Below are 17,874 nucleotides of genomic sequence, written 5' to 3'. Positions count from 1 at the left end.
TCCTCTTTCTTTAGGCAGCCAGCTCGAATGAGTCGGCCACAATGCCAGCAATGTCGCGGGCTGCGGCTGGTGTCACAGCGTTGCCCGCCTGCATGGTCCGTTCCTTCTTGGTGCCCAGGATCGTGTAATCCCGAGGGAAGTCCATTCCCCACATCTGCTCGTGGGGTTGGATGAGCCGGAACTCGACGTCATCCAGGTCGGCCCGCGTGTACGAGACAAGGCCGTGGTGGTTGCCGCCGGCAGTGATCGTGCTGAACGGGCCAGCATCCACCGGCACAACATTGGCGTTCCGCCGGAACGTCACAAGGCCATGCCGGTCCCGTGTTGTGAAGGTGGAGAACGGCTCAGTCACCGGTTTCGGATGGGGGGTCCCGTAGTACTGAGTCAGTCCAGGCTGCTCCCCGAACTTGTTCACGAAATCCACGATCTGCTGCTGGGTCCGGTCGGCCAGTGGCCGCTTACGATCACCCAGCCGGACCCCTTTCAGGCTCCAATCGATCGCATCCGATGCCGGGCGAACACTTGGCTCAAGCACCCTCGCGCAGTCCGACGCGGGACAGCGGTACACGTACTGTGCCCGGTACTTCCCGGCCAGCCGGCCCGGCTTCTTGAACACCTGCAAGCACTGCACCCTGCCGTGACTCGGACAGTCGGCGTACGGGCGCAGCCGGTCGAAGTCCGGTGCCCGGTTCCCTTTGAGCCAAAACACGATGTAGACCCGGTCGCGGGATTGCGGAGCACCAGGCCCGTAAGCCTGAGCATGCATGCTGTTCAACGACACGATCCGGTGCTCGTAACCAAGGTCCGTCATGGACTGCAGCCAGCCCCTGAACGGTTTCCAAGCAGTCACCTCCACGACGTTCTCAGTCATGATGGCGGCGTACCTGTGCACTTCTGCGAACCGCGGCACGTCGTACATGGTCGCCCGGGACCTTTGCGCGGCCTCATCCGGGATCACGTTCTCCCCGTCCCATGAGTCCCGTTTCACGCCTTTAGCTACCGTGAAGTTTGTGCACTCAGGTGAAGCCCAGAGAAGATCGGTTCGAGGCGTGTACTCGGGCCTGATGTGCGCAATGTCAGCGCACGCATGCTCGGTGTCCGGGTGGTTGTGCGAGTGGGACTGGATCGCCCGTTCCCAGTGGTTCAGTGCCAGCCTCACATGGAGGCCGGGCACCTGGGCCATGCCCGTGGATGACCCGCCGGCTCCGCAGAAGAAGTCCGACACGGTCAGTCCGCTCAACCCTTGCCCTTCTTCTTCTCGACCGGCGGCAGTGTCTTGGGAGGGTAGGCGCCGAGCAGGGAATCGGTGATGACCTTGGCTGCTGCTTTCTGGGCTTCCCGTTCGCTACGTTTCTTGTCGGCCACCACCTTTTCTGCGCGCTCGTTCTCCAGTCGCTTCACCAACTTCTTGGCGTGGTGGAGGACCAGCTCAGGAGTCAGGTCCTGCTCATAGTCCCAGTAGTCGCCCACCGTGAACCCGCACTCGTTACGAGGAGGCGTGTATTCCCCAATGCGTTGCCTGGCCACGATCTCGTTGCGGGTTGTCGCTGGCACTGGCACGTGCCGGGGTTTTAGCCACCAGCCGCGTTCGTGGATTTCGACCGTGGCCGGCACATCTACCGACCGCATTATTCGAACGGCATAATGTTCGGGCACTGCGTCATTGTGGCGGTATGGAAACCCGCCCGATACCGCCCAACCCGAGCGCTCTTCAACGCGAACCACCTCCCACCATTGCCCCTCGGGCAGTTCGGGCAGGCCGCAGTCGGCCACGGTGATACTCATCTGGTCACCTCCACCACATTCGGGAACATGGAGAAGAAGCCGTTGCGCCAGCCCACCGTCTTGAACGTGTAGTCCGTGCCTTCGCGCAGTTTGCCGTACTCATCGGCAGAGTTGAAGCGGCCCAGCAGAACGTCGTCCTGAATCTGCATGACGCCGCACTGCTCAGTGAAGACACGGTAGTCCGTGCCCTGCTTTGTGCTTGTTGCCGTCTTTGACTGGACGGTGCAGCGGGCCTCGTTCTTGGTCGAGTACCAGGAGGCCGACAATCCGCCATATCCCACCACTACGCCTAGGAGGCCGAGCAGCACCGCGCCAGCAGTTACCTTCTCACCAAAGCTGTTGCGCGCCATTAGGCCGTCACCTCGTTCTTGGCCCGCAGGCCGAGGTTGTACAGCTGCTCAGCGATCGGCTTGGTCAGGGTGAGGTTCGGAGATTCCGGCCCACCGAGCGTGGCCTCAAGGTCGAGGATCGCGATCTTGCGCGCCCTTTCCTCCGCGGCCGCGGCTTCCCGGCGATCCTTGAGGGTTCGGAGAGCAGCGCGCGCCAGGTCCACAAGGACCTCGTCGGAGGTGTCCGGCAACATGCTGACCGTCATCTGTTCGCCGTCCGTCACCTGATCCTCACCGATGATGGCGAGTGCAATGAGCGGCAAGTCGAAGTTGTCCGCGTAGAACGAGGCACTGTCGTTGCGGTCTTCGACAAACAGCGTTGTCGCATCCCCCTCGACGTCGACCTGGAGTGTGCCTTCAAGGTCGTTTCGTTCAGTGAATGTCGTCATGGCTTCCTTTCAGTGCACCGGTTAGAACGGTGCGTCAGAGTTTTCGTTGATCCACGCCTGCTGTAGGTGGTCGAGGATCGCTCCCCACGTCCAGCCCAGGTTGGAGAGGTCGTCAAGGCACTCCCAGTACAGGAGCGCGTCATGGCTGAACCAGGTGCGGGAGCTGTTGTCGACCGTCCAGTCCAGGTCGTAAACGAGGTCTTTTGTTGCGGCCAGCTCCGGCCACGTGAATCCGAACTCGCGGGCAACATGCGCGGTCAGGCCACTGATCTGGTTCGAGTTGTGCCGATCTGGGTTCGCATGGTCGGACGGATGCCCGGCGACCACGTCAGCCAGAGCCTCAAGGATGGTTGGCGGCGTAATCCAGATGGGTGCAGTGCCGGCGGCGATGTTTTCTTTGGTGGGCTCAACCGGTTCCGGGAGCACCAACACAGCAGTCATGCAGCTACCAGCTGCAGGACGGCGGGAGTTTCGGTTTTGGGGATGAGGGGCAACGCTTCTGAAAGCATGTCCCTGATCGACTCCAGGGCGTTCTTGGAGTGCAGAGCGTAGGCGGCTTCGGATGTGAGGATGACGTTGACCTGGTCGGCTGGTTCGAGGAGGAAGGTTTCGTCGGAGCCCTGCAGGGTGAGTTCGACGGACTCGGCATTCGTTTCCATCAGCTCCAAGATGCCGTGCACCTTCATGCCGTCGTTTCGGAATGCTACGACGGAGCCGATGTTGCGGGAGTCGAGCTTGTTGGCGGGGTAGTACATGTGTTTTCAGTAATCCTTAGGTAGAAGCGGAACGGCCCATCGCAGGACCGTCTCGCCAATTGTTTGTAAACGTTAAACCATCGGGGCGTGACTCAGCCCCTGCTTTGCGCCTCCAGTCGGAACTGCCAGAGGCCGCGGTCGATCTGCTCGGAGATTATGTTGTGGCCGGCGTTCCGGAGTTCATGGATGCGGGCGCCGTATCGGTAGCAGACCTTATTGAGCTGCTGATTAGTGGCGGGTCCCGCCTTCAGCAGTTGCAGGATCTTTTCGCGCTGGCTCATTCTGCGGCCGCCGATTCCAGGAGTTCGCGCTCCCATTCGGCCAGCGGTTCCGCCCCGCGGTCGTCAACGACGATTTCCTCCGGCTCGGGTGCAAGCAGTTCAATCGCGTTGCACAGCGACTCCGCGATCGAGTTGGCTTCGCCGTTCATCACCTCGCGGATACGAGTGGTGGCCAGCTGCGCCAGGGTGGGCGGTACCCAGCCCTGTCGAGTCAGCGCCTCAAAGAGGCTGGCTTGCCGGTATCGCTCAAGTTCGTCGCGTGACCGCTCGCGGCCATGCTGAATGAAGTACTCGATGACTTCCCGCGAATTGCGGTCCACCGCGTCGGTCAACTCCTGCGCGTCGACGTCCAAGGCGTTCATGAAACCCATTGTTGCTCCTAAATTGTTTGCTTGTTCGTTTATATACGTTAGACCATCATGTCATGAAAGTAAAGTCGTTTAGACGGCGACTGCCTCCTGCACGGCCTGAGGCGCATCCTCGAACCAGCCCTCAACCACAGTGGTTTCGATGCCTTCCTCGGCCCAGAGCGCAAGCACATTCGGGTTGTCGTCCCAAGCGTGGATGATGTTGTAGTGCTGGCGCAGACCGGCCAGAATCTCTTGCTTCACCACACGGTCGGGACGCCCGTCACCGGTTTTGCGGTGCAGCTGCTGGTCGAACGGCACCCCATTGAGCAGCATCCACCATTTGGTGAGTTGCCTGTACTTCTCTTGGCGGGCTGTCACGATGATGACCTTGTGACCCTGAGCGTGTGCCTCGTTTGCCGCGGCCAGGACGTTCAGGTTGGGTGGGCAGTCGACCGAAAGCTCGTGGAAGCGGTCGAAGTCCCTGTAGCCCGGGTTATCTGGGTGGTTTTTGATCACTAGGTGCCGGATTGATCGGACGTCGCAGAGGGTGCCGTCCATGTCGAAAATGATCGCAGTGGGCTTGTCGGTCACGGCTAGTCTCCCTTCACGTTGATGATCTGGCGGAGCGTGTACTTGATTTCGACCAGGGACTCCGCGTCCTCCATCACTTGATCGATCGGTTTGTAGGCCGCGGGGTGCTCGTCAATGAACTCAGCTGAGTCCTTGTACTCGATACCGGCCATGCGGTCCCGGAGGTCGTCCTGCGTGAACAGCTTGCGGGCTGCACTGCGGGAGTGTTCGCGGCCGGCGCCGTGAGGTGCCGAGTTGAGGGACAGTTTGGACCCCTTACCGACCACGACGTAGGACTTGTCGCCCATCGAGCCGGGGATCAGCCCCCAGGCACCCTCGGATGCGTCGATCGCACCTTTCCTCGACAGCCACACGTCCTTTCCGAAGTGACGTTCCTGCTCCGTGTAGTTGTGATGGCAGGTCACGTAGCGCTTCGATCCGGTGGAGTCCACGCCTGCCCAATCATTGAAGGCAAGGACAACCCGGGTCATCATTTCCTTGCGATTGAAACGGGCAAATTCTTGCGCCCACTTGAGGTCATTGATGTAGCGCTGGAACTCCTCGCTCCCTTCGACCAGGTAGGCGAGGTCACGGTGCGGCAGGTTGATGAAGTGCTGGGCGCAATAGTCCTGCGCTACCTTGATGTGGTGCTGGGCGATCTTGTTGCCCACCCCTCGGCTGCCCGAGTGCAGGAACAGCCAGACGTCGTCATTCTGATCCAGCGACACCTCGATGAAGTGGTTGCCGGACCCTAGCGAGCCCAGTTGCAGCCGCCAGTTGGCAGCGTAACCATCAGGGTTGACTCCCAGTTCGCGGGCAGTCTCCTCCAGCCACTCCACTGCGAACTCGGCGGACGGCGTCATGGTGCGGTTGTACTTGCCTGCCGAGAGCGGGATCGCTTCCTCGATTACCCGGCGCAGCTTCGCGCGGTCCAGCCCCTCCAGATCGGTCACGTTGAGGCCGGTGTGCATGGCATCCATGCCGCAGCCAATGTCCACACCAACGGCCGCCGGCATGATGGCACCCAGCGTCGGAATCACGGACCCAACCGTTGCTCCCTTCCCAAGGTGCGCGTCCGGCATGAGCGCCAAGTGCGGGTGGATGAAAGGCATGCCCGCAGTCATGATGGCTTGCTCACGTGTGTTGTCGCCCAGGATGGACGCGTAGTTGACCAGCTTAGGGATCAAGTGTTCGGGCATCAGATTTCCTCCGGTAGTTCGATTTGGTAAAGGTTGGCGATGTTGCACACCGCTTCAAACATGGCGTCATTGCTGCCGTCCGCCAGGGCGGCTTTGATGAAGTCGGCTACCGACTTCTCCTCAGCTGATTGATCCCAGATGGGTGCATCGTTGACGTTGATGCGGAAGTCCACATCCCCACCCGTATCCAGCTGGACGACCGGCTTGCCGTCCGACTCCCCCATGTAGGTGACGACGGTGATCCACTCACCGTCGAGATGCCCCTCGTACAAGAACTCACCGTCACCGTCAGAAAGGCCATTCGGGTTGCAGGCCCACACGCCGAGTGGTTCAGCAGTCATGGCTCCTCCTCTACTTGTTCTCGCTGGGAAGGCGTACGGGCATGATCATGTGGCGGTACGCCAGGTCCGATTCAGCCGACTCGTCACCGGCAGTCCATGTGCCAGGTTTCGGGCCGGCGGGCTGGGATAGGCGGACCGTGTCCGTTGTGATCGCTTTCAGCATGTCCAGCAGGTAGCCGGGGTTGTAGGCGAGAACCCGCTCATCGCTCTCACCGAAGACGCGGTCGTACTCGGTCGGGACTAGCGGCGACTTAGCTTCAGGGTCCGCCGTCACCATGACACCACCCTCCTTGAGCCTGATGACGATCGGATTGTTCCGCTCGGCCAGCTTGGATGCCACGGTCACAGTTTCGAGCAGCTTGGCCCGATTCATTACAGCGATGGTTTCGCTGGACTGCCCAAACAGGGAGCGAATCTTCGGGTAGTCCCCGTCAAGCCCCAAGATCGAGTACACGTTGTCGCCAGAGCGGACATGCAGTGTACGGTCGCCGTCGTACGAGAAGCCAACGAGTCCCTTGGAAAGCTGCTTCGCAACCTTGGCCCACGTCTTGGCGCCGACAAGGACCGTGAACTCCTCGGAGAAGGAGCCCCCAACAGCATCGGATGCCAGGCGGTAGCGGTCTGTGGCGAGCATGACTACCTCATTCAGAGTGAACTCAAGCCGGACGCCAGCCAGGATGGGGAGCGTGTCATCTGTCGACGCCGTGACCGCAACACCGGCCATGGCCGTGGAGAACTTCTCCGCATCAAGCAGGGCCGAAGGGTTAGGCGCAACCGGCAGATCCGGGTATTCGGTTACAGGAGCGGCGTCAACGGGAATCTCGTAGCCGTCACAAAGCAGCTCAACCTTGTCGCCGTTCTGACGGATGGTCACCCAGGTGCTCTTGTTCTTGCCCAGCACCGGCTTGAGAGTGGTCACAGCCCACTTGTGCGGGATGAGGAACGGCTTCACCTCGCCCGGATGACGCGTCACTCGCACATCAGCGGACGTTGCGTAGTCGGTGGCTTGCATGCGGAGCTGCCCACGCTCGGTGAATACCTTCACGAAGGCAAGGATCGGCACAGGCGGTTTCGCGCTGACAGCCGGGGATACGTTGGCGAGAGCGTCCAACCACTCCTGGCCGGTTGCCGTGGCAGTCGCGTTCGCTGTGAGTACTGCAGTGGACATTGATGTCTCCTTCGATAGTGCTTGATTGGCAGGGTGGTCGGTACGGTGGACCCCGGTTCGCAATGTCCGGTTCATTAGTTCCCCACACGGTTTCCAGACCGCCACCCAGTACCCATGACGGGAATCGAACCCGTCTCTCAGCAACCAGCTGGGTCGCCAGCGTTAGCTGGCTTAGTTTTTATCGCGATGCCTTGACGCCCCCCGTTTCACTGCATCGCTACAACAAAGTGATTCCTTGTGGCAGCGGGTAGATCATCGGGCCTTCGACAAGGTTCCTAATCTTGTTCCGCGTCATCCGAACACCACCTCCCCGAATGCGGCCACCTGGATGATCTGGTCTGCCGCGTGGGCATCGATGTGGCCGGCGTCAATGTCGCCGTCCTCACCATCCACGACTGCCTGGTTTACGTAGGACTGGGTCAGTCGGGACAGGTGCTTCACTTCGGCGTCCGGATCGCTGATCGTCCAGAACGCCCCGATGATGCTGTCGAACGGGATCACTATCGGTTCCGGCGCACGGTCCTCTGTCGGGTGTTCTTCTGGTGTGACCGTGTAGGTGCGGGCCTCCTCGTCAATGACCGCTTCGACGGCCCAATAACTAATGCCGTAGCCCGCAGCGTCCAACATGTCGAGCAGGGATTCCTCAGAAATCTTGGTGACCAAATGCTTGCCTCTTTCGTATATAAACGTTAGACCATCGGCGCATGGATGGTCAAGTTGTGTATTAGTTGCGTACCGTGCCAGCGCTCAATGCTGAACCAGGCTGTAGGTGAAGTCGGCGCCCAGCGGCGGCAGGTTGTTAGCTTCCTCGTGGCGCTCCTCCATGTAAGTGCCGAAGGCCCACTCAACTTCGAGCTGGAAGTCGTGCCCGGCGGTAAATTTCACCTCACGATCAAAGAGGTGGCCCAGGTCGCCAATGAGGTCACGGATAGCCGTGTCGCTGTCGCTGCCAGTGCGCTTCATGTAAACCGTCAGCGCCTCCTCCGCGAAATCCGCGCGGTCATCGTTGTCAGGTTCCGTGAAGCCCTCAGTCGTCAATGGCATTGCTCAGTACTCCTATTGCTTGTCGAATTTGGCTCGCCTGACGTCGCTGCTGTTCAGCGGACTCCGGATCATTAAAGTCTTCGGATGCCGGCGCAATGTATGTGGTTAGTTCAGTTGCCCAGTTCACCGCGGCGTCGGTGACCACCTCCAGCGCTTCATCCCGCGTCACTGGTCGTCCTGTTCCGCGGCGGCGCGAGCCTCGAATGGATCGCAGTCGACCGTATTTTCGTCCTCGCCAAAGCGGACCATATAGGACCAGCAGGAAGCGGTACACCGGTGCTTACTCATCGCCACCACCGAGCGTTTCCAGCATCTCCTCGATTGCAAAGGTTGCAGCGGCCTCTGCATCGACGGCGTCAATCCAAAGAGCCCAAGGCCCTTGTTCACTGACACCATCCCCACCTTCAACAGGGTGCTGGCCCGTGATCACGCCAGTGACTACGGGCTCATCCTCATCCCAGAATCCGATTACGGTGAATGACTCCTCAAACTCCCGATCTTCGGGAACCGGCGTCACGGTAATCAGTACCGGTGCGACTGTGTCATATGCGGCAGCAAACACCGCCTCGCGCAGGTCATCGTCAAGCAAGGTGAGGGCTGTAGCCCTGTCCGTCACCTCCACATCGACGGTAACTGCCACTTCCCATTTCAAGGTCGCGCGGCTCACCGGTCCGCCACCATCCGCAAACCGATGGCCGCAGCATCCGTGACAATCTCAGCGACCCAGGATTCGAGCGCCAGCTCGGACAACAAAGCATCAATGTGCTTGAAAGACCTGGCCGCATAACCGTGCCGCATCGATGGGGCCGGCACACACAGCTCAAACAGGCGGTCACCGGTCGATTCGTCACCCACAGGCCCGTATCCATGGCGCACAAGCTCCGGGTCGGGTTCTACGATGATTTCGTAGATCCTGATGAACAGCAGCCCGCCGGTGGCACTCAGCTCAACGTCAACGTTGTCTGCGGCGATCCGCGGACGCAGGTCAGGATTCAGGTTGGCCCGCAACAATGCGCCAGCCTCAACAACAGCAGCCATGATTACTCCTTAGATATTTTTGTGAGTTCTTGGGTTGGTGGCGTCGTCAAAGTCTCGATACGCCGCCCACTGGCAGTCAGTCCTCGCGTTCAGATCAGCGACGTACTGGGCAGCGCACCACTCGTACGCCTCCGCATAGGTGGCTACCTCGACCGTGGCAGGCTTAGTTGGCCCGCAGATGCCATTGCCCATGGTTCGGCAATCCCAGCAGGGCTCATCCTCCTGGCATACCTGACTAAAGTCGTAGCTCTCCCCCACGCGCTGAACCGGCGCCTCAGCGGTGGCCACAGCCACAACACCAAACATCGCAGCCGTCACCAGTAGGGAAGCAATTACACGGTTGTGGATCACTCGACGGCTCGCCATTACACGGCCCTCCGAGCAGCGATTTCATCAATGACCGCAACGGCAGCCTGATCCAGAAGGGTCCGAACCATCGGCTCGACCACAGCCGTAAGGGGCAGCTGGTCGAAAGTGGCGCCGTCAATTTGCTCCCGCATAGCATCCTCCGCCGAGTCGACGTCGTACTGCTGGAAGAATGCCTCCACATCGTGCAGCAGCTCCCCACGCAGCATGTCCAGAGCATCGAACACTGACTTGATGGACTGGACATAAAGCCCCATCTCCCGCTCACGCTTCACGTGCTCCAGCACATGCGGGAACCGTTTCGCGGCCTCGTGATCCACGGTGGCCAACAAGCCGGCCACGTTAGATCCGGAACCGATCAGGTCGACTATCTCCTCGACCTGCAAAGCGCCCCGCAGCGCCTGACCGAGTTGGGCATCCGTCAGGATGCCCGCATGCTTCAAACCGAACATTTCAACTCCTTGCTTATAAACGTTGGACAATCGGGGCGCTAGTGAGTGCTGAAAACATGGACCTCGTGGTAGCCGGTTTCGATCGTGTAGACGTCGCCACCCAGTACGCAGTCCTTGAACATGCTGCGCAGAATCTCCCAGTAGTGGCTCTGGGCCCAGCTCGGCAGATCAGCCTCAGGGTAGAGCTCGGCCAGATAGTCGGCACCCTCCTCAAAGCAACCCATGTACGAGTCGCGGAACCGCTCCACCGCATCCTCATCAAACGGCCCATTGTCGGCCAACCATCTGCCAAAGATTTCAGCCTCGCTCTCAGCAAGGTCACCAAGCCACTCGGCATACTGCTTAGCGCTCCACGGCGAGTACTCACCCTCCATAGGCGAGTTCTCGTGATCGAACACCCACAGTTCTTCGTGAGGGTTCACGTCAGCCGCTTGCAGCTTCACATGGGCCGGAACGGCCTCGTTGAACTCTTCCTCGCTTTGAGGGCTATCGCCGGCATCGAACCAGTCCCCCACCAGGTCGCCATTGTTATAGCAGGCCAAGCAGCCGACCCAGACCTTGTACTCACTCATGATTTCTCCTTGACTCGATGAATTACCTCGACCGATTAGGTCACGCCGGACCACCGGCCGGAGCCGGTGATGCAGCGAAACGCAACCGTTTAGAAACGATGGACCAACAAGGCGGCATCAGCCGCCGGGAGCCTCAACAACAACACCAGACCGGACGCTGCCATGCCCACAACCTGGTCCTTCGTCAACAACTCCCCGAATATGTAGTAGTGGTAGACCGCTGCAGCCAGTTCAGGGCTCACGTCCTCACCTACCCGCTCATTCCAGACGTCATAACCGACCTCCTGCGCCTGGCCGGCCAACAACAACACCAGCTTCTCCCACATGCCTCGCTCCATTTCTCCGCTGATTGATATTCAAACCGTACATGCACAACTCAACCATCGTCAAGTTGCATATATACGCTTTAGAAACGGCAGGGAGCCCGCCTATCCGACGCCATCAGGCGTCTGAGTCGCTGGCGAACCGAACCCAATCGGTGCAGCGCCCTGCCGAATCTAAAAGTTGCTTACCGCGCCAAGCTAACGTTTACAAACGTTCAACCATCGGCGCAAAAAAAGTTTGTTTACTCTCAACACTTACCCGTATTCGCGTTCCCTATGTCAGGCTTTCGGCACCCACAGCACCAGCTCACCCATGCCTGACACGTATCCTCACCAGTTCGCCTAACTTGCGTCTGTCCTAGTTTTCTCGGTTCCCGCATCGGTTGCCCGTGATAGCGTTCGTGCCCATCCCTAGCGCAATTGAACCAGTGGTATCAAAATACGTCATGTTCTCTATGAAGTTCTCAAACATCGAATCGGCCAGACGCTTACTCTCGGTGTGTGGCAATGAGGTCGCAGATACCTGGCCGGACAACCGGCCAGCATTCTGGAGAGCTACCATGACCCGCCGGCTACAAACCGGAGAGGCACCTACCCTGCACGTCTACCGCACCACCATCAGGTGATGTATCCCCCGGCGCAGAAACTGCGTGCCCCGAGTCGCGGAACCATAGTTCCGTACCCACCCGTTCCCCGCTAGCGCGGTTCCCGGACTGCCTTGCTTGATGAATCTAGCTTACCAGTTCTACCGGTAATCTCCAAACCGGCTGGTGCGATTCAAATTCTCGTCATTGCCGCATTGCGGATAACGGTCAACTATGAACCGCGGAACAAATGGATTGCCCTTACCCCGGTAGCATCAGGTCTGTTAGTGCTATCTCGGTCAAGCCGTCCCGGCGTCCCTGCCGACGAATCGAGCTTACCAGTCTTACCGGTAACCGGTCAAGTCCAAGAGCTTAACTCTCAACCCGTGCGCTCCATCCCGTTTCCGGCGGCCTTCGTGCTGATGAGTAAGACTCTACCAGCTCTACCGGTAACAATCAAATCGGACCACGCCACAGCCCGCACCACAGCCTGACAGCTACCCAACCACGCGCGGCACGCGATGACACCACACACCACACCACCAGGTCAACCACGGCGCCACATGACAAGGCACACGCGCGCCCACACTTGCAGCCTACCGGCTCTACCGGTAGAATCCCGCGCGCCCAGAAGCCGGCACCCCCTGGGGGAGGACCCCCGACGCCGGCACCCCCGCCCCGGTAGTGGTTAGCACGTCTTGTTGCGTACGGGTTAGAAACTTTTTACCGCTCGATGTTCCGCGTGGTTGAAGGGCGGCAGGCCCCTACACAGGTGACAGCTTCGGCCTACATCCCGATAGGATGCGAGAGAAAATTGAGTGGCTATGGAGGCTGGGGAATTGCCGGAAGACGATCTGTTAAAGCTGGGCATTGCCCTACTGACGGGAGTATTCGCCTTCGTCGGCACTTGGGCGGGCTCTCGGTTCAATCGGGTTAACGAGCATCGGCAGTGGCTTCGGGATCAAAAGATGCAAATCTACCGGGACACGTACGAAGCGAGTCAACGCTGGATCGAAAGCGCCGAAGAGATGTATGCGCACGCGGATGAATACGTGAAACTCCTCGAAAAAACGGGAACGGTTCGGGACGGCGTGTTCATTGGTCCGAAACCGGACCTGCCTGACGACCAGTTCGAAGAGCTTCAGGAATCTTGGAACAAGCAGAATGACACGTTTGCCACATTCCGAAAGCGCTTCGCCGAATACGGCCTCATGCCTGTGGAGATTGTCGCTAGCAAGTACGTTGCCCGAGGTGTAAGCGACGTGATGAAGGCGGTTCCGATGCCTCATCTGACGAAAGCCAACGTGGTCGCGTGGAGAGATGTGTCAGCGGAGTTCCGTCGCGCCCAGAGCGAAATGATTGAACGGTTTCGTGAAGACCTTGAGATCAAGGACGCCAAGTGGCGTATCTTCTTTCGTGCACTTCCTCGTCGCCTCAAACGCACGGGCGCCGACGCGAACTCGGCCGACTAAGCCCGGACTTACTTGGCCTTGACCACGATCGCTGTCCCGGACATTACTTCGAGCTTCCAGGATGCCTCGAACCCGTCCCAACTCGCGTGTTGCTCACCGTCGTTAGTCGACGTGTTGCCCATCTTCGTAAACAGTGAGTCGGGGGCTCCTGCCCCCTTTAGGACACACTCGGCCTCCTCGTTATCGAGGCCGTCCAGGGAGAGCCCTTTGATCTGCAGGCGAACCTCTTTGCCGCCATCTTTGACTTCATAACCCTCGCTGCCAGAAGCCAGGCAGTCCTCCGTGGCTTTGGCGATCTTCGCCGGGTTATCGCTCCCACAAGCTGTCAGCACCAATACGGCCCCGACGAGAGTCAAGGCAACTGCTCTTCTCATTTCTTCCCCATTTTTTGCTGCGCCCGGGCCTTGGCACGGAGCTGCAGTTCTTCCAGTAGGTCGAGTTCCGGCACTCCGCTGAGGTCTATGCGCTCAGTCTCGACGGGCTGCCCGGCCATGATGGCTCCGAGCTGCGGCAGGTACTCCTCTGGAATCTTACTCAGGCCGCGCTCCCAGTTCCTCACTCGGTCCTGGTTGACGCCAAGGACCATTGCAAGCTTGTTGAGCGGGTAACCGCTCGCGGTCCTCCATGCTTTCAGTGCTTCACCCTTCATCCCGTCAAGGTATCACCGTTTACCGCAGCTACCGGTACACGACTTCACCTGTGAGTAAGGCCACATTCACGGGGTGTCCGGGATTTGGCATCGGGACACTCTTACACATATGAGAGCAAGTTTTGGGGGGATTATAGGGGGGCTAAGAGCGTGTAACCGCGGTTAGCCGGTAAACCTGTAAGACGTCAAAGCGTAGCTCCAGCGGAGCTTTGACTGACGTCAAACCTCTAAATCATCTTGCCGGGCTACTTCTGATACCGGCAAACACGGTAAGCCGTGTTAACACCTGAAGCCTGCATGGCTGGAGTCCATTGGCTTCACCCAGGTTAAGGCAATGCGAAGCGCCAGCTTCGCCCTTCGATTCCCCTCCGGGTTGACCTCCCTGACGCGCGTCTAGGGTGTTCCTCCTTTCCGCCTTTCGACGGCTGTCCGCGTCAAAGTTCGATGGTCCCCGGAGGGGCCACAGTTTTGCACACCGGACATGGTTGGCATTAGATGCCGAGTCCATTGCTACAGCGTTGTAGCGGCGGTGTGAAGTTTTGCCTGTGATGGCAGCGTGCAGCGCTCAGAGCGTGCTACCGGTCACGGGTTCAATCCTCTGTAGCTCAGTTGGTGAGAGCACCCGACTCTTAATCGGGGTGTCGCTGGTTCGAGTCCAGCCAGGGGAACTTTGTGCGGAAACAGAAAAAGCCACCTGCAGAGAAAAGCTTCTGCGGTGGCGAATCTGTTATGCCCCGATGGGCGGCGCTTCGGGCTGAGGAATCACTGAACCAGCCGGGTCTGCTGGTTTCGAACCAGCCGGAAGATTGCCCCGTGGCTCCAGATTGCCTGACTTCCAGTCGGACCGGATGAAGGTGTCGCCGCAACTGAGGCAGCGCTTGTCTCCGGAGTCCGCGCTCAGGAAGTATTCCTTGTCGATTGACGGATGCTCGCAGTAGGGGGAACCTGCCGCGATCCACTTTTCTTCAATTCTGTTTGCTGCTGCGTATTGGACCAATTGAGTTCTTTCTTTAGATGACTTGCTTACCTCTTAAGTATAGCGCGAATTCTCGTCAAAAGCAAATTCAGGAAAGCCGCTCGCCGCCAATATGCATATACCCCTAACCCCATATCCAAATGGCATATCTGCTGATATCTATCACCCCTCATGACCCTATTCTCATGTCTTTTATGATCCTTTCTTCATGATTCTTTATCCGTGATTCTCATCTTCCACCAGCACCGCCCCTTGGGCGCAGTTCGCCCTTGGAGGCAATTCCTTGCAAGTAGTCGTTTGGTCCAAGAAGCCATGTGTTCAGTGCAGTGCCGTGTATCGCGCGTTTAACAGCCAGGGCATGGTCGAAGGTATCGACTATGAGGTACGCAACCTCCCCGATTTCCCTGATGCCCTGGAGGCATTCAAGGCCCGCGGCCTGATGCAGGCTCCCATCGTTGAGTCGGACTTCGTTGAAACGTTCAGCGGCTTCAACCCTGAGTTGGTAAAGGCTATTACCCGCGAGAAGGCTCATAACGGCTGATGGCGTGGGAAGGCTCAACACGCAAGGCAACCCTCCCGGTCGACTGGCCGAAGCTGCGTCAGGATGTCTTTGACCGTGACGGCCATCGCTGCACCTACATGCGTTCCGATGGCCGGCGCTGCAGTACGCGCAACCGACTGGAATGCGACCACGTTGGCGACCGGCTGAATCACGACCCCTCAAATCTGACCACGCTCTGCTCGTGGCATCACCTGCGCAAGTCCAGCTCGCAGGGTGGCCAGGCTGCTGCCGCGGCCAAGGCCGAACGCCCCAGTCTTGCCCGGCGCAAGCCAGAACGGCATCCGGGGCTGCTCTGAAAGGAACCATGCCCACCTATGTCTACAAGGACACCGTCAACGGTGCCCGTTTCGACTTCTTCCAAAAGATCACGGATGAACCGCTTGAGGTCCATCCCGATACCGGCCATCCGGTCGTCAAGGTCTTCTCCCCCATCCCCGTCCATTTCAAGGGCGCGGGGTTCTACTCCACTACCAAATAGGAGCACGCCATGTCCGGCCCAGCTGCCAAACGAGACGCGGAGCGTGCACGTCGCAACGAACCCGCCTCGGGCGCCGCACGGCACGGTCAGCTGCGCCCCGTCACTATTCCGAATGCCGATCGCAAGAACTGGCATCCCAGGGCGACAGCCCTGTTTGAATCCTTCAAGACATCTGGTCAGCGGGACTTTATGCAGGATACCGATTGGCAAATGCTCAAGATCGCCTGCGACTTGCTCACCCAGTACTACGAGCGTCCCAAGGCGATGGATATGCAGAACATCGAACGCATCTTGTCCTCGCTTGGCGTCACCGAAGGTGCGCGCCGTCAGCAACTCCGCATTGAGCTGGAGGTCCCGCCGGTCGAAGAAAAGTCAGCGGCGGACGCGGCCAGGGAAATGTATGCGGCCCGGATGGGTGCGCCTGCGTTGACGTTGGTTCAGAATGCCGGTTGACGTCACGGGCGTGACGCCCTCCCAAGAGGCTGCAGATAAGTACTTCCCTTGCACTTACATCGGCCCTTCGTGGCAGGTGGACGACGACGGGCAGTGGCTTCTTCCCAAATACACGCTGGGTTGGGAAATTCTGGGCTGGGTGGCGCAATGGCTGACAAACCCCGATGGCGACCCTTGGATTTTCTCCGACGAACAGGCGCGCCTGATCCTGTGGCTGTACGAGGTTGATCGTGACGGTGAGCGTGTCTATCGCAAGGGTGTGATCCAGCGTGCCAAGGGGCACGGCAAGGACCCGCTGGCAGCCGCGTTGTGTCTGGTCGAACTGATCGGCCCGTGCAAGTTCAGCCATTGGGAGACCGGCCATCCGGTCGCCAAGGCGAACACTTCGTCATGGGTGCAGCTTGCGGCAACGACCACAGAGCAGAACAAGAACACGATGCTTCTTATTCCCTCAATGCTGCCAAAGCGTACTCGCGAGCAGTTTGGCCTGGACGTGCAGAAGCAGATCATTCACGTCACCGGCACAGGTCGACGGCTTGAAGCCGTGTCGTCCAACTTCGCCGGGCTCGAAGGCGCCCGTCCAAGCTTCGCGCTACTCAACGAGACTCACCACTGGAAGCCGTCGCAGGGTGGCTCGCAGCTGTACGAAACCCTTCGAAACAACGTCGACAAGGTCGACGGCTGGTACCTGTGCATTACGAACGCCTACCAGCCCGGGCAGGGTTCGGTTGCTGAGGAGATTCGGCTTGCGGTCAACCGTGAGCGTGAGGGCTTGGCGATGGACTCTGGTTGGTTCTTCGACTCTGTCGAAGCCCACCCTGACGCACCGATGACCCCCGACTGGTCGCTATTCATCCTTACGAGGGTTTACGGCGATTCGTGGTGGGTGAAGTTCAACAACATCATGAAGTCGCTGATCGACACTTCGGTTCCGGTTTCAAAGTTGCGTCGCATGTTCTACAACCAGGTGGTCGCAACCGAGGATGCACTGTTCTCCGAAGGGGAATGGGATGCGATCCGGGTGTTCGACTTCGATATTCGTGGCCGGAAGATTCCCCGCACGTTGGGACGTGGCGATGAGATTGTCTTGGGCTTTGACGGCGGCAAGACCGATGACGCAACGGCCCTTGTTGCCATGCGCATCGCGGACCGGTTTGTCACTCCGATTCATATCTGGCAGAAGCCTGATGTGGAGACGGCGGTGCCTTGGAGGATCAACGAGCAAGAGGTCGATTCCATGGTGCACATGGCGTTCCGTGAGTACAAGGTTCGGGCGTTCTTCGCGGACGTCGCCTTGTGGGAGTCGTACATTGCCGAGTGGTCGGACCTGTACCGCGAGCAGCTGCTCATCAAGGCATCCCCCCAGTCGGCCATCGGTTACGACATGCGGCAGAACCGAAAGAAGATCACCCTCGCCAACGAGGCCCTGATGCAATCGGTCTTTGACCGTAAGACCGTTCACGACGGTGACCCGCTACTGCGCCGCCACGCGCTTAATGCAAAGCGCCACGAGAACGAATACGGCCTCACGTTCCGCAAGGAATCGCGCGAGTCCAACAACAAGGTTGACGGCTATGCGGCGATGCTGTTGGCCCACATGGCGCAGGTTGCGTTGGCCGAGTCCGGCAAGAAAGCCGCGCCGCAGTACACCAGTCGCCTTTACCAATTCTGACGGGAC

29 protein-coding genes and 1 tRNA gene are annotated in these 17,874 nt (G+C 59.2%); 8 read left to right on the top strand and 22 right to left on the bottom strand.

Annotated elements, in window-relative coordinates; genetic code table 11:
* Positions 1-10 precede the first annotated feature (10 nt).
* The 17 genes from GVL04_RS08925 to GVL04_RS08845 form a co-directional block, all read right to left on the bottom strand.
* On the bottom strand, positions 11-1,240 hold the full coding sequence (locus tag GVL04_RS08925) for a DNA cytosine methyltransferase (RefSeq protein ID WP_159702755.1): 1,230 nt from the start codon (positions 1,238-1,240) through the stop codon (positions 11-13).
* Entirely contained in the window at positions 1,237-1,785 is a 549-nt protein-coding gene (locus GVL04_RS08920; RefSeq protein WP_159702752.1) for a hypothetical protein, read from the bottom strand. The genes GVL04_RS08925 and GVL04_RS08920 overlap by 4 nt, the downstream gene beginning before the upstream one ends.
* Positions 1,782-2,135 (bottom strand): hypothetical protein, encoded by a 354-nt coding sequence (locus tag GVL04_RS08915; RefSeq protein WP_159702749.1) that lies wholly within the window; start codon positions 2,133-2,135, stop codon positions 1,782-1,784. The genes GVL04_RS08920 and GVL04_RS08915 overlap by 4 nt, the downstream gene beginning before the upstream one ends.
* Positions 2,135-2,563, bottom strand: a complete 429-nt coding sequence (locus tag GVL04_RS08910; RefSeq protein ID WP_159702746.1) for a hypothetical protein — start codon at positions 2,561-2,563, stop codon at positions 2,135-2,137. The genes GVL04_RS08915 and GVL04_RS08910 overlap by 1 nt, the downstream gene beginning before the upstream one ends.
* A gap of 21 nt (positions 2,564-2,584) precedes the next feature.
* Positions 2,585-3,004, bottom strand: a complete 420-nt coding sequence (locus GVL04_RS08905) for a hypothetical protein (protein WP_159702743.1) — start codon at positions 3,002-3,004, stop codon at positions 2,585-2,587.
* The gene (locus tag GVL04_RS08900) at positions 3,001-3,318 is read right to left on the bottom strand and encodes a hypothetical protein (protein WP_159702740.1); all 318 of its coding nucleotides are present in this window, start codon (positions 3,316-3,318) and stop codon (positions 3,001-3,003) included. Before GVL04_RS08900 ends, GVL04_RS08905 begins: the two co-directional genes overlap by 4 nt.
* 92 nt (positions 3,319-3,410) lie before the next feature.
* Positions 3,411-3,599: a helix-turn-helix domain-containing protein gene (locus tag GVL04_RS08895; protein ID WP_159702737.1), complete on the bottom strand. Its 189-nt coding sequence runs from the start codon at positions 3,597-3,599 to the stop codon at positions 3,411-3,413.
* Entirely contained in the window at positions 3,596-3,970 is a 375-nt protein-coding gene (locus GVL04_RS08890) for a hypothetical protein (protein WP_159702734.1), read from the bottom strand. Before GVL04_RS08890 ends, GVL04_RS08895 begins: the two co-directional genes overlap by 4 nt.
* Before the next feature lie 69 nt (positions 3,971-4,039).
* The gene (locus GVL04_RS08885; protein WP_200846796.1) at positions 4,040-4,540 is read right to left on the bottom strand and encodes an HAD family acid phosphatase; all 501 of its coding nucleotides are present in this window, start codon (positions 4,538-4,540) and stop codon (positions 4,040-4,042) included.
* Positions 4,541-4,542: 2 nt separating this feature from the next.
* Positions 4,543-5,718: an RtcB family protein gene (locus GVL04_RS08880; protein WP_159702731.1), complete on the bottom strand. Its 1,176-nt coding sequence runs from the start codon at positions 5,716-5,718 to the stop codon at positions 4,543-4,545.
* Positions 5,718-6,059 (bottom strand): hypothetical protein, encoded by a 342-nt coding sequence (locus GVL04_RS08875; protein WP_159702728.1) that lies wholly within the window; start codon positions 6,057-6,059, stop codon positions 5,718-5,720. The genes GVL04_RS08880 and GVL04_RS08875 overlap by 1 nt, the downstream gene beginning before the upstream one ends.
* A 10-nt stretch (positions 6,060-6,069) precedes the next feature.
* Positions 6,070-7,227, bottom strand: coding sequence for a DNA polymerase III subunit beta (locus GVL04_RS08870; protein ID WP_159702725.1), 1,158 nt, complete (start codon positions 7,225-7,227; stop codon positions 6,070-6,072).
* A 291-nt stretch (positions 7,228-7,518) separates the two neighbouring features.
* Positions 7,519-7,890 carry a hypothetical protein gene (locus GVL04_RS08865; RefSeq protein ID WP_159702721.1) on the bottom strand — a complete coding sequence of 124 codons (372 nt, stop codon included), beginning with the start codon at positions 7,888-7,890 and terminating at the stop codon, positions 7,519-7,521.
* A gap of 84 nt (positions 7,891-7,974) precedes the next feature.
* Positions 7,975-8,271 carry a hypothetical protein gene (locus GVL04_RS08860; RefSeq protein WP_159702718.1) on the bottom strand — a complete coding sequence of 99 codons (297 nt, stop codon included), beginning with the start codon at positions 8,269-8,271 and terminating at the stop codon, positions 7,975-7,977.
* Positions 8,255-8,440 carry a hypothetical protein gene (locus GVL04_RS08855; protein WP_159702715.1) on the bottom strand — a complete coding sequence of 62 codons (186 nt, stop codon included), beginning with the start codon at positions 8,438-8,440 and terminating at the stop codon, positions 8,255-8,257. The genes GVL04_RS08860 and GVL04_RS08855 overlap by 17 nt, the downstream gene beginning before the upstream one ends.
* Before the next feature lie 111 nt (positions 8,441-8,551).
* Positions 8,552-8,938 carry a hypothetical protein gene (locus tag GVL04_RS08850; RefSeq protein ID WP_159702712.1) on the bottom strand — a complete coding sequence of 129 codons (387 nt, stop codon included), beginning with the start codon at positions 8,936-8,938 and terminating at the stop codon, positions 8,552-8,554.
* Positions 8,935-9,309 (bottom strand): hypothetical protein, encoded by a 375-nt coding sequence (locus GVL04_RS08845; protein WP_159702709.1) that lies wholly within the window; start codon positions 9,307-9,309, stop codon positions 8,935-8,937. The genes GVL04_RS08850 and GVL04_RS08845 overlap by 4 nt, the downstream gene beginning before the upstream one ends.
* Positions 9,310-9,330: 21 nt before the next feature.
* Here GVL04_RS08845 and GVL04_RS08840 point away from each other — a divergent pair, with 21 nt between their 5' ends.
* Complete coding sequence (locus GVL04_RS08840) at positions 9,331-9,633, top strand: hypothetical protein (RefSeq protein WP_159702706.1); 303 nt, start codon at positions 9,331-9,333, stop codon at positions 9,631-9,633.
* Between the two features lie 41 nt (positions 9,634-9,674).
* On the opposite strand, the gene GVL04_RS08835 is transcribed toward GVL04_RS08840, so the two are convergent.
* The 3 genes from GVL04_RS08835 to GVL04_RS08825 form a co-directional block, all read right to left on the bottom strand.
* Positions 9,675-10,127 carry a hypothetical protein gene (locus GVL04_RS08835; RefSeq protein ID WP_159702703.1) on the bottom strand — a complete coding sequence of 151 codons (453 nt, stop codon included), beginning with the start codon at positions 10,125-10,127 and terminating at the stop codon, positions 9,675-9,677.
* Between the two features lie 38 nt (positions 10,128-10,165).
* On the bottom strand, positions 10,166-10,699 hold the full coding sequence (locus GVL04_RS08830) for an antirestriction protein ArdA (RefSeq protein ID WP_159702700.1): 534 nt from the start codon (positions 10,697-10,699) through the stop codon (positions 10,166-10,168).
* Between the two features lie 89 nt (positions 10,700-10,788).
* Positions 10,789-11,025 (bottom strand): hypothetical protein, encoded by a 237-nt coding sequence (locus GVL04_RS08825; protein ID WP_159702697.1) that lies wholly within the window; start codon positions 11,023-11,025, stop codon positions 10,789-10,791.
* Between the two features lie 1,399 nt (positions 11,026-12,424).
* On the opposite strand from GVL04_RS08825, the gene GVL04_RS08820 reads away from it, so the two are divergent.
* Complete coding sequence (locus GVL04_RS08820; RefSeq protein ID WP_159702694.1) at positions 12,425-13,078, top strand: hypothetical protein; 654 nt, start codon at positions 12,425-12,427, stop codon at positions 13,076-13,078.
* 8 nt (positions 13,079-13,086) lie between these two features.
* Here GVL04_RS08820 and GVL04_RS08815 read toward each other — a convergent pair whose 3' ends face one another.
* Complete coding sequence (locus tag GVL04_RS08815; RefSeq protein WP_159702691.1) at positions 13,087-13,452, bottom strand: hypothetical protein; 366 nt, start codon at positions 13,450-13,452, stop codon at positions 13,087-13,089.
* Entirely contained in the window at positions 13,449-13,727 is a 279-nt protein-coding gene (locus tag GVL04_RS08810) for a helix-turn-helix domain-containing protein (RefSeq protein ID WP_024816954.1), read from the bottom strand. The genes GVL04_RS08815 and GVL04_RS08810 overlap by 4 nt, the downstream gene beginning before the upstream one ends.
* Positions 13,728-14,321: 594 nt before the next feature.
* On the opposite strand from GVL04_RS08810, the gene GVL04_RS08805 reads away from it, so the two are divergent.
* The 6 genes from GVL04_RS08805 to GVL04_RS08780 all read left to right on the top strand — a co-directional run bounded on the left by GVL04_RS08805 (position 14,322) and on the right by GVL04_RS08780 (position 17,868).
* Positions 14,322-14,395 (top strand) — tRNA-Lys (locus tag GVL04_RS08805).
* Between the two features lie 591 nt (positions 14,396-14,986).
* The gene (locus GVL04_RS08800; RefSeq protein ID WP_159702688.1) at positions 14,987-15,244 is read left to right on the top strand and encodes a glutaredoxin domain-containing protein; all 258 of its coding nucleotides are present in this window, start codon (positions 14,987-14,989) and stop codon (positions 15,242-15,244) included.
* On the top strand, positions 15,244-15,561 hold the full coding sequence (locus tag GVL04_RS08795; RefSeq protein WP_159702685.1) for an HNH endonuclease: 318 nt from the start codon (positions 15,244-15,246) through the stop codon (positions 15,559-15,561). The genes GVL04_RS08800 and GVL04_RS08795 overlap by 1 nt, the downstream gene beginning before the upstream one ends.
* 8 nt (positions 15,562-15,569) lie before the next feature.
* On the top strand, positions 15,570-15,743 hold the full coding sequence (locus tag GVL04_RS08790; protein WP_159702682.1) for an FmdB family zinc ribbon protein: 174 nt from the start codon (positions 15,570-15,572) through the stop codon (positions 15,741-15,743).
* A 9-nt stretch (positions 15,744-15,752) separates the two neighbouring features.
* A complete protein-coding gene (locus tag GVL04_RS08785; protein ID WP_024816958.1) occupies positions 15,753-16,196 on the top strand; it encodes a hypothetical protein in 444 nt (147 codons plus the stop codon).
* A 76-nt stretch (positions 16,197-16,272) separates the two neighbouring features.
* Entirely contained in the window at positions 16,273-17,868 is a 1,596-nt protein-coding gene (locus GVL04_RS08780; protein ID WP_159702679.1) for a terminase, read from the top strand.
* Positions 17,869-17,874: the final 6 nt, after the last annotated feature.

This window comes from Arthrobacter sp. 18067 (genome assembly GCF_902706295.1).
GTDB lineage: Bacteria > Actinomycetota > Actinomycetes > Actinomycetales > Micrococcaceae > Arthrobacter.
This window is presented reverse-complemented; position numbering and strand designations above follow the sequence as displayed.

Excerpts from the sequence above, each read along its gene's own strand:
- GVL04_RS08920 (WP_159702752.1), bottom strand. The coding sequence starts at position 1,785 with ATGAGTATCACCGTGGCCGACTGCGGCCTGCCCGAACTGCCCGAGGGG.
- GVL04_RS08915 (WP_159702749.1), bottom strand. The coding sequence starts at position 2,135 with ATGGCGCGCAACAGCTTTGGTGAGAAGGTAACTGCTGGCGCGGTGCTG.
- GVL04_RS08890 (WP_159702734.1), bottom strand. The coding sequence starts at position 3,970 with ATGGGTTTCATGAACGCCTTGGACGTCGACGCGCAGGAGTTGACCGAC.
- GVL04_RS08830 (WP_159702700.1), bottom strand. The coding sequence starts at position 10,699 with ATGAGTGAGTACAAGGTCTGGGTCGGCTGCTTGGCCTGCTATAACAAT.
- GVL04_RS08795 (WP_159702685.1), top strand. The coding sequence starts at position 15,244 with ATGGCGTGGGAAGGCTCAACACGCAAGGCAACCCTCCCGGTCGACTGG.
- GVL04_RS08835 (WP_159702703.1), bottom strand. The coding sequence starts at position 10,127 with ATGTTCGGTTTGAAGCATGCGGGCATCCTGACGGATGCCCAACTCGGT.
- GVL04_RS08875 (WP_159702728.1), bottom strand. The coding sequence starts at position 6,059 with ATGACTGCTGAACCACTCGGCGTGTGGGCCTGCAACCCGAATGGCCTT.
- GVL04_RS08810 (WP_024816954.1), bottom strand. The coding sequence starts at position 13,727 with ATGAAGGGTGAAGCACTGAAAGCATGGAGGACCGCGAGCGGTTACCCG.
- GVL04_RS08900 (WP_159702740.1), bottom strand. The coding sequence starts at position 3,318 with ATGTACTACCCCGCCAACAAGCTCGACTCCCGCAACATCGGCTCCGTC.
- GVL04_RS08845 (WP_159702709.1), bottom strand. The coding sequence starts at position 9,309 with ATGGCTGCTGTTGTTGAGGCTGGCGCATTGTTGCGGGCCAACCTGAAT.
- GVL04_RS08860 (WP_159702718.1), bottom strand. The coding sequence starts at position 8,271 with ATGCCATTGACGACTGAGGGCTTCACGGAACCTGACAACGATGACCGC.
- GVL04_RS08785 (WP_024816958.1), top strand. The coding sequence starts at position 15,753 with ATGTCCGGCCCAGCTGCCAAACGAGACGCGGAGCGTGCACGTCGCAAC.
- GVL04_RS08880 (WP_159702731.1), bottom strand. The coding sequence starts at position 5,718 with ATGCCCGAACACTTGATCCCTAAGCTGGTCAACTACGCGTCCATCCTG.
- GVL04_RS08910 (WP_159702746.1), bottom strand. The coding sequence starts at position 2,563 with ATGACGACATTCACTGAACGAAACGACCTTGAAGGCACACTCCAGGTC.
- GVL04_RS08905 (WP_159702743.1), bottom strand. The coding sequence starts at position 3,004 with ATGACTGCTGTGTTGGTGCTCCCGGAACCGGTTGAGCCCACCAAAGAA.
- GVL04_RS08870 (WP_159702725.1), bottom strand. The coding sequence starts at position 7,227 with ATGTCCACTGCAGTACTCACAGCGAACGCGACTGCCACGGCAACCGGC.
- GVL04_RS08815 (WP_159702691.1), bottom strand. The coding sequence starts at position 13,452 with ATGAGAAGAGCAGTTGCCTTGACTCTCGTCGGGGCCGTATTGGTGCTG.
- GVL04_RS08790 (WP_159702682.1), top strand. The coding sequence starts at position 15,570 with ATGCCCACCTATGTCTACAAGGACACCGTCAACGGTGCCCGTTTCGAC.
- GVL04_RS08825 (WP_159702697.1), bottom strand. The coding sequence starts at position 11,025 with ATGTGGGAGAAGCTGGTGTTGTTGTTGGCCGGCCAGGCGCAGGAGGTC.
- GVL04_RS08895 (WP_159702737.1), bottom strand. The coding sequence starts at position 3,599 with ATGAGCCAGCGCGAAAAGATCCTGCAACTGCTGAAGGCGGGACCCGCC.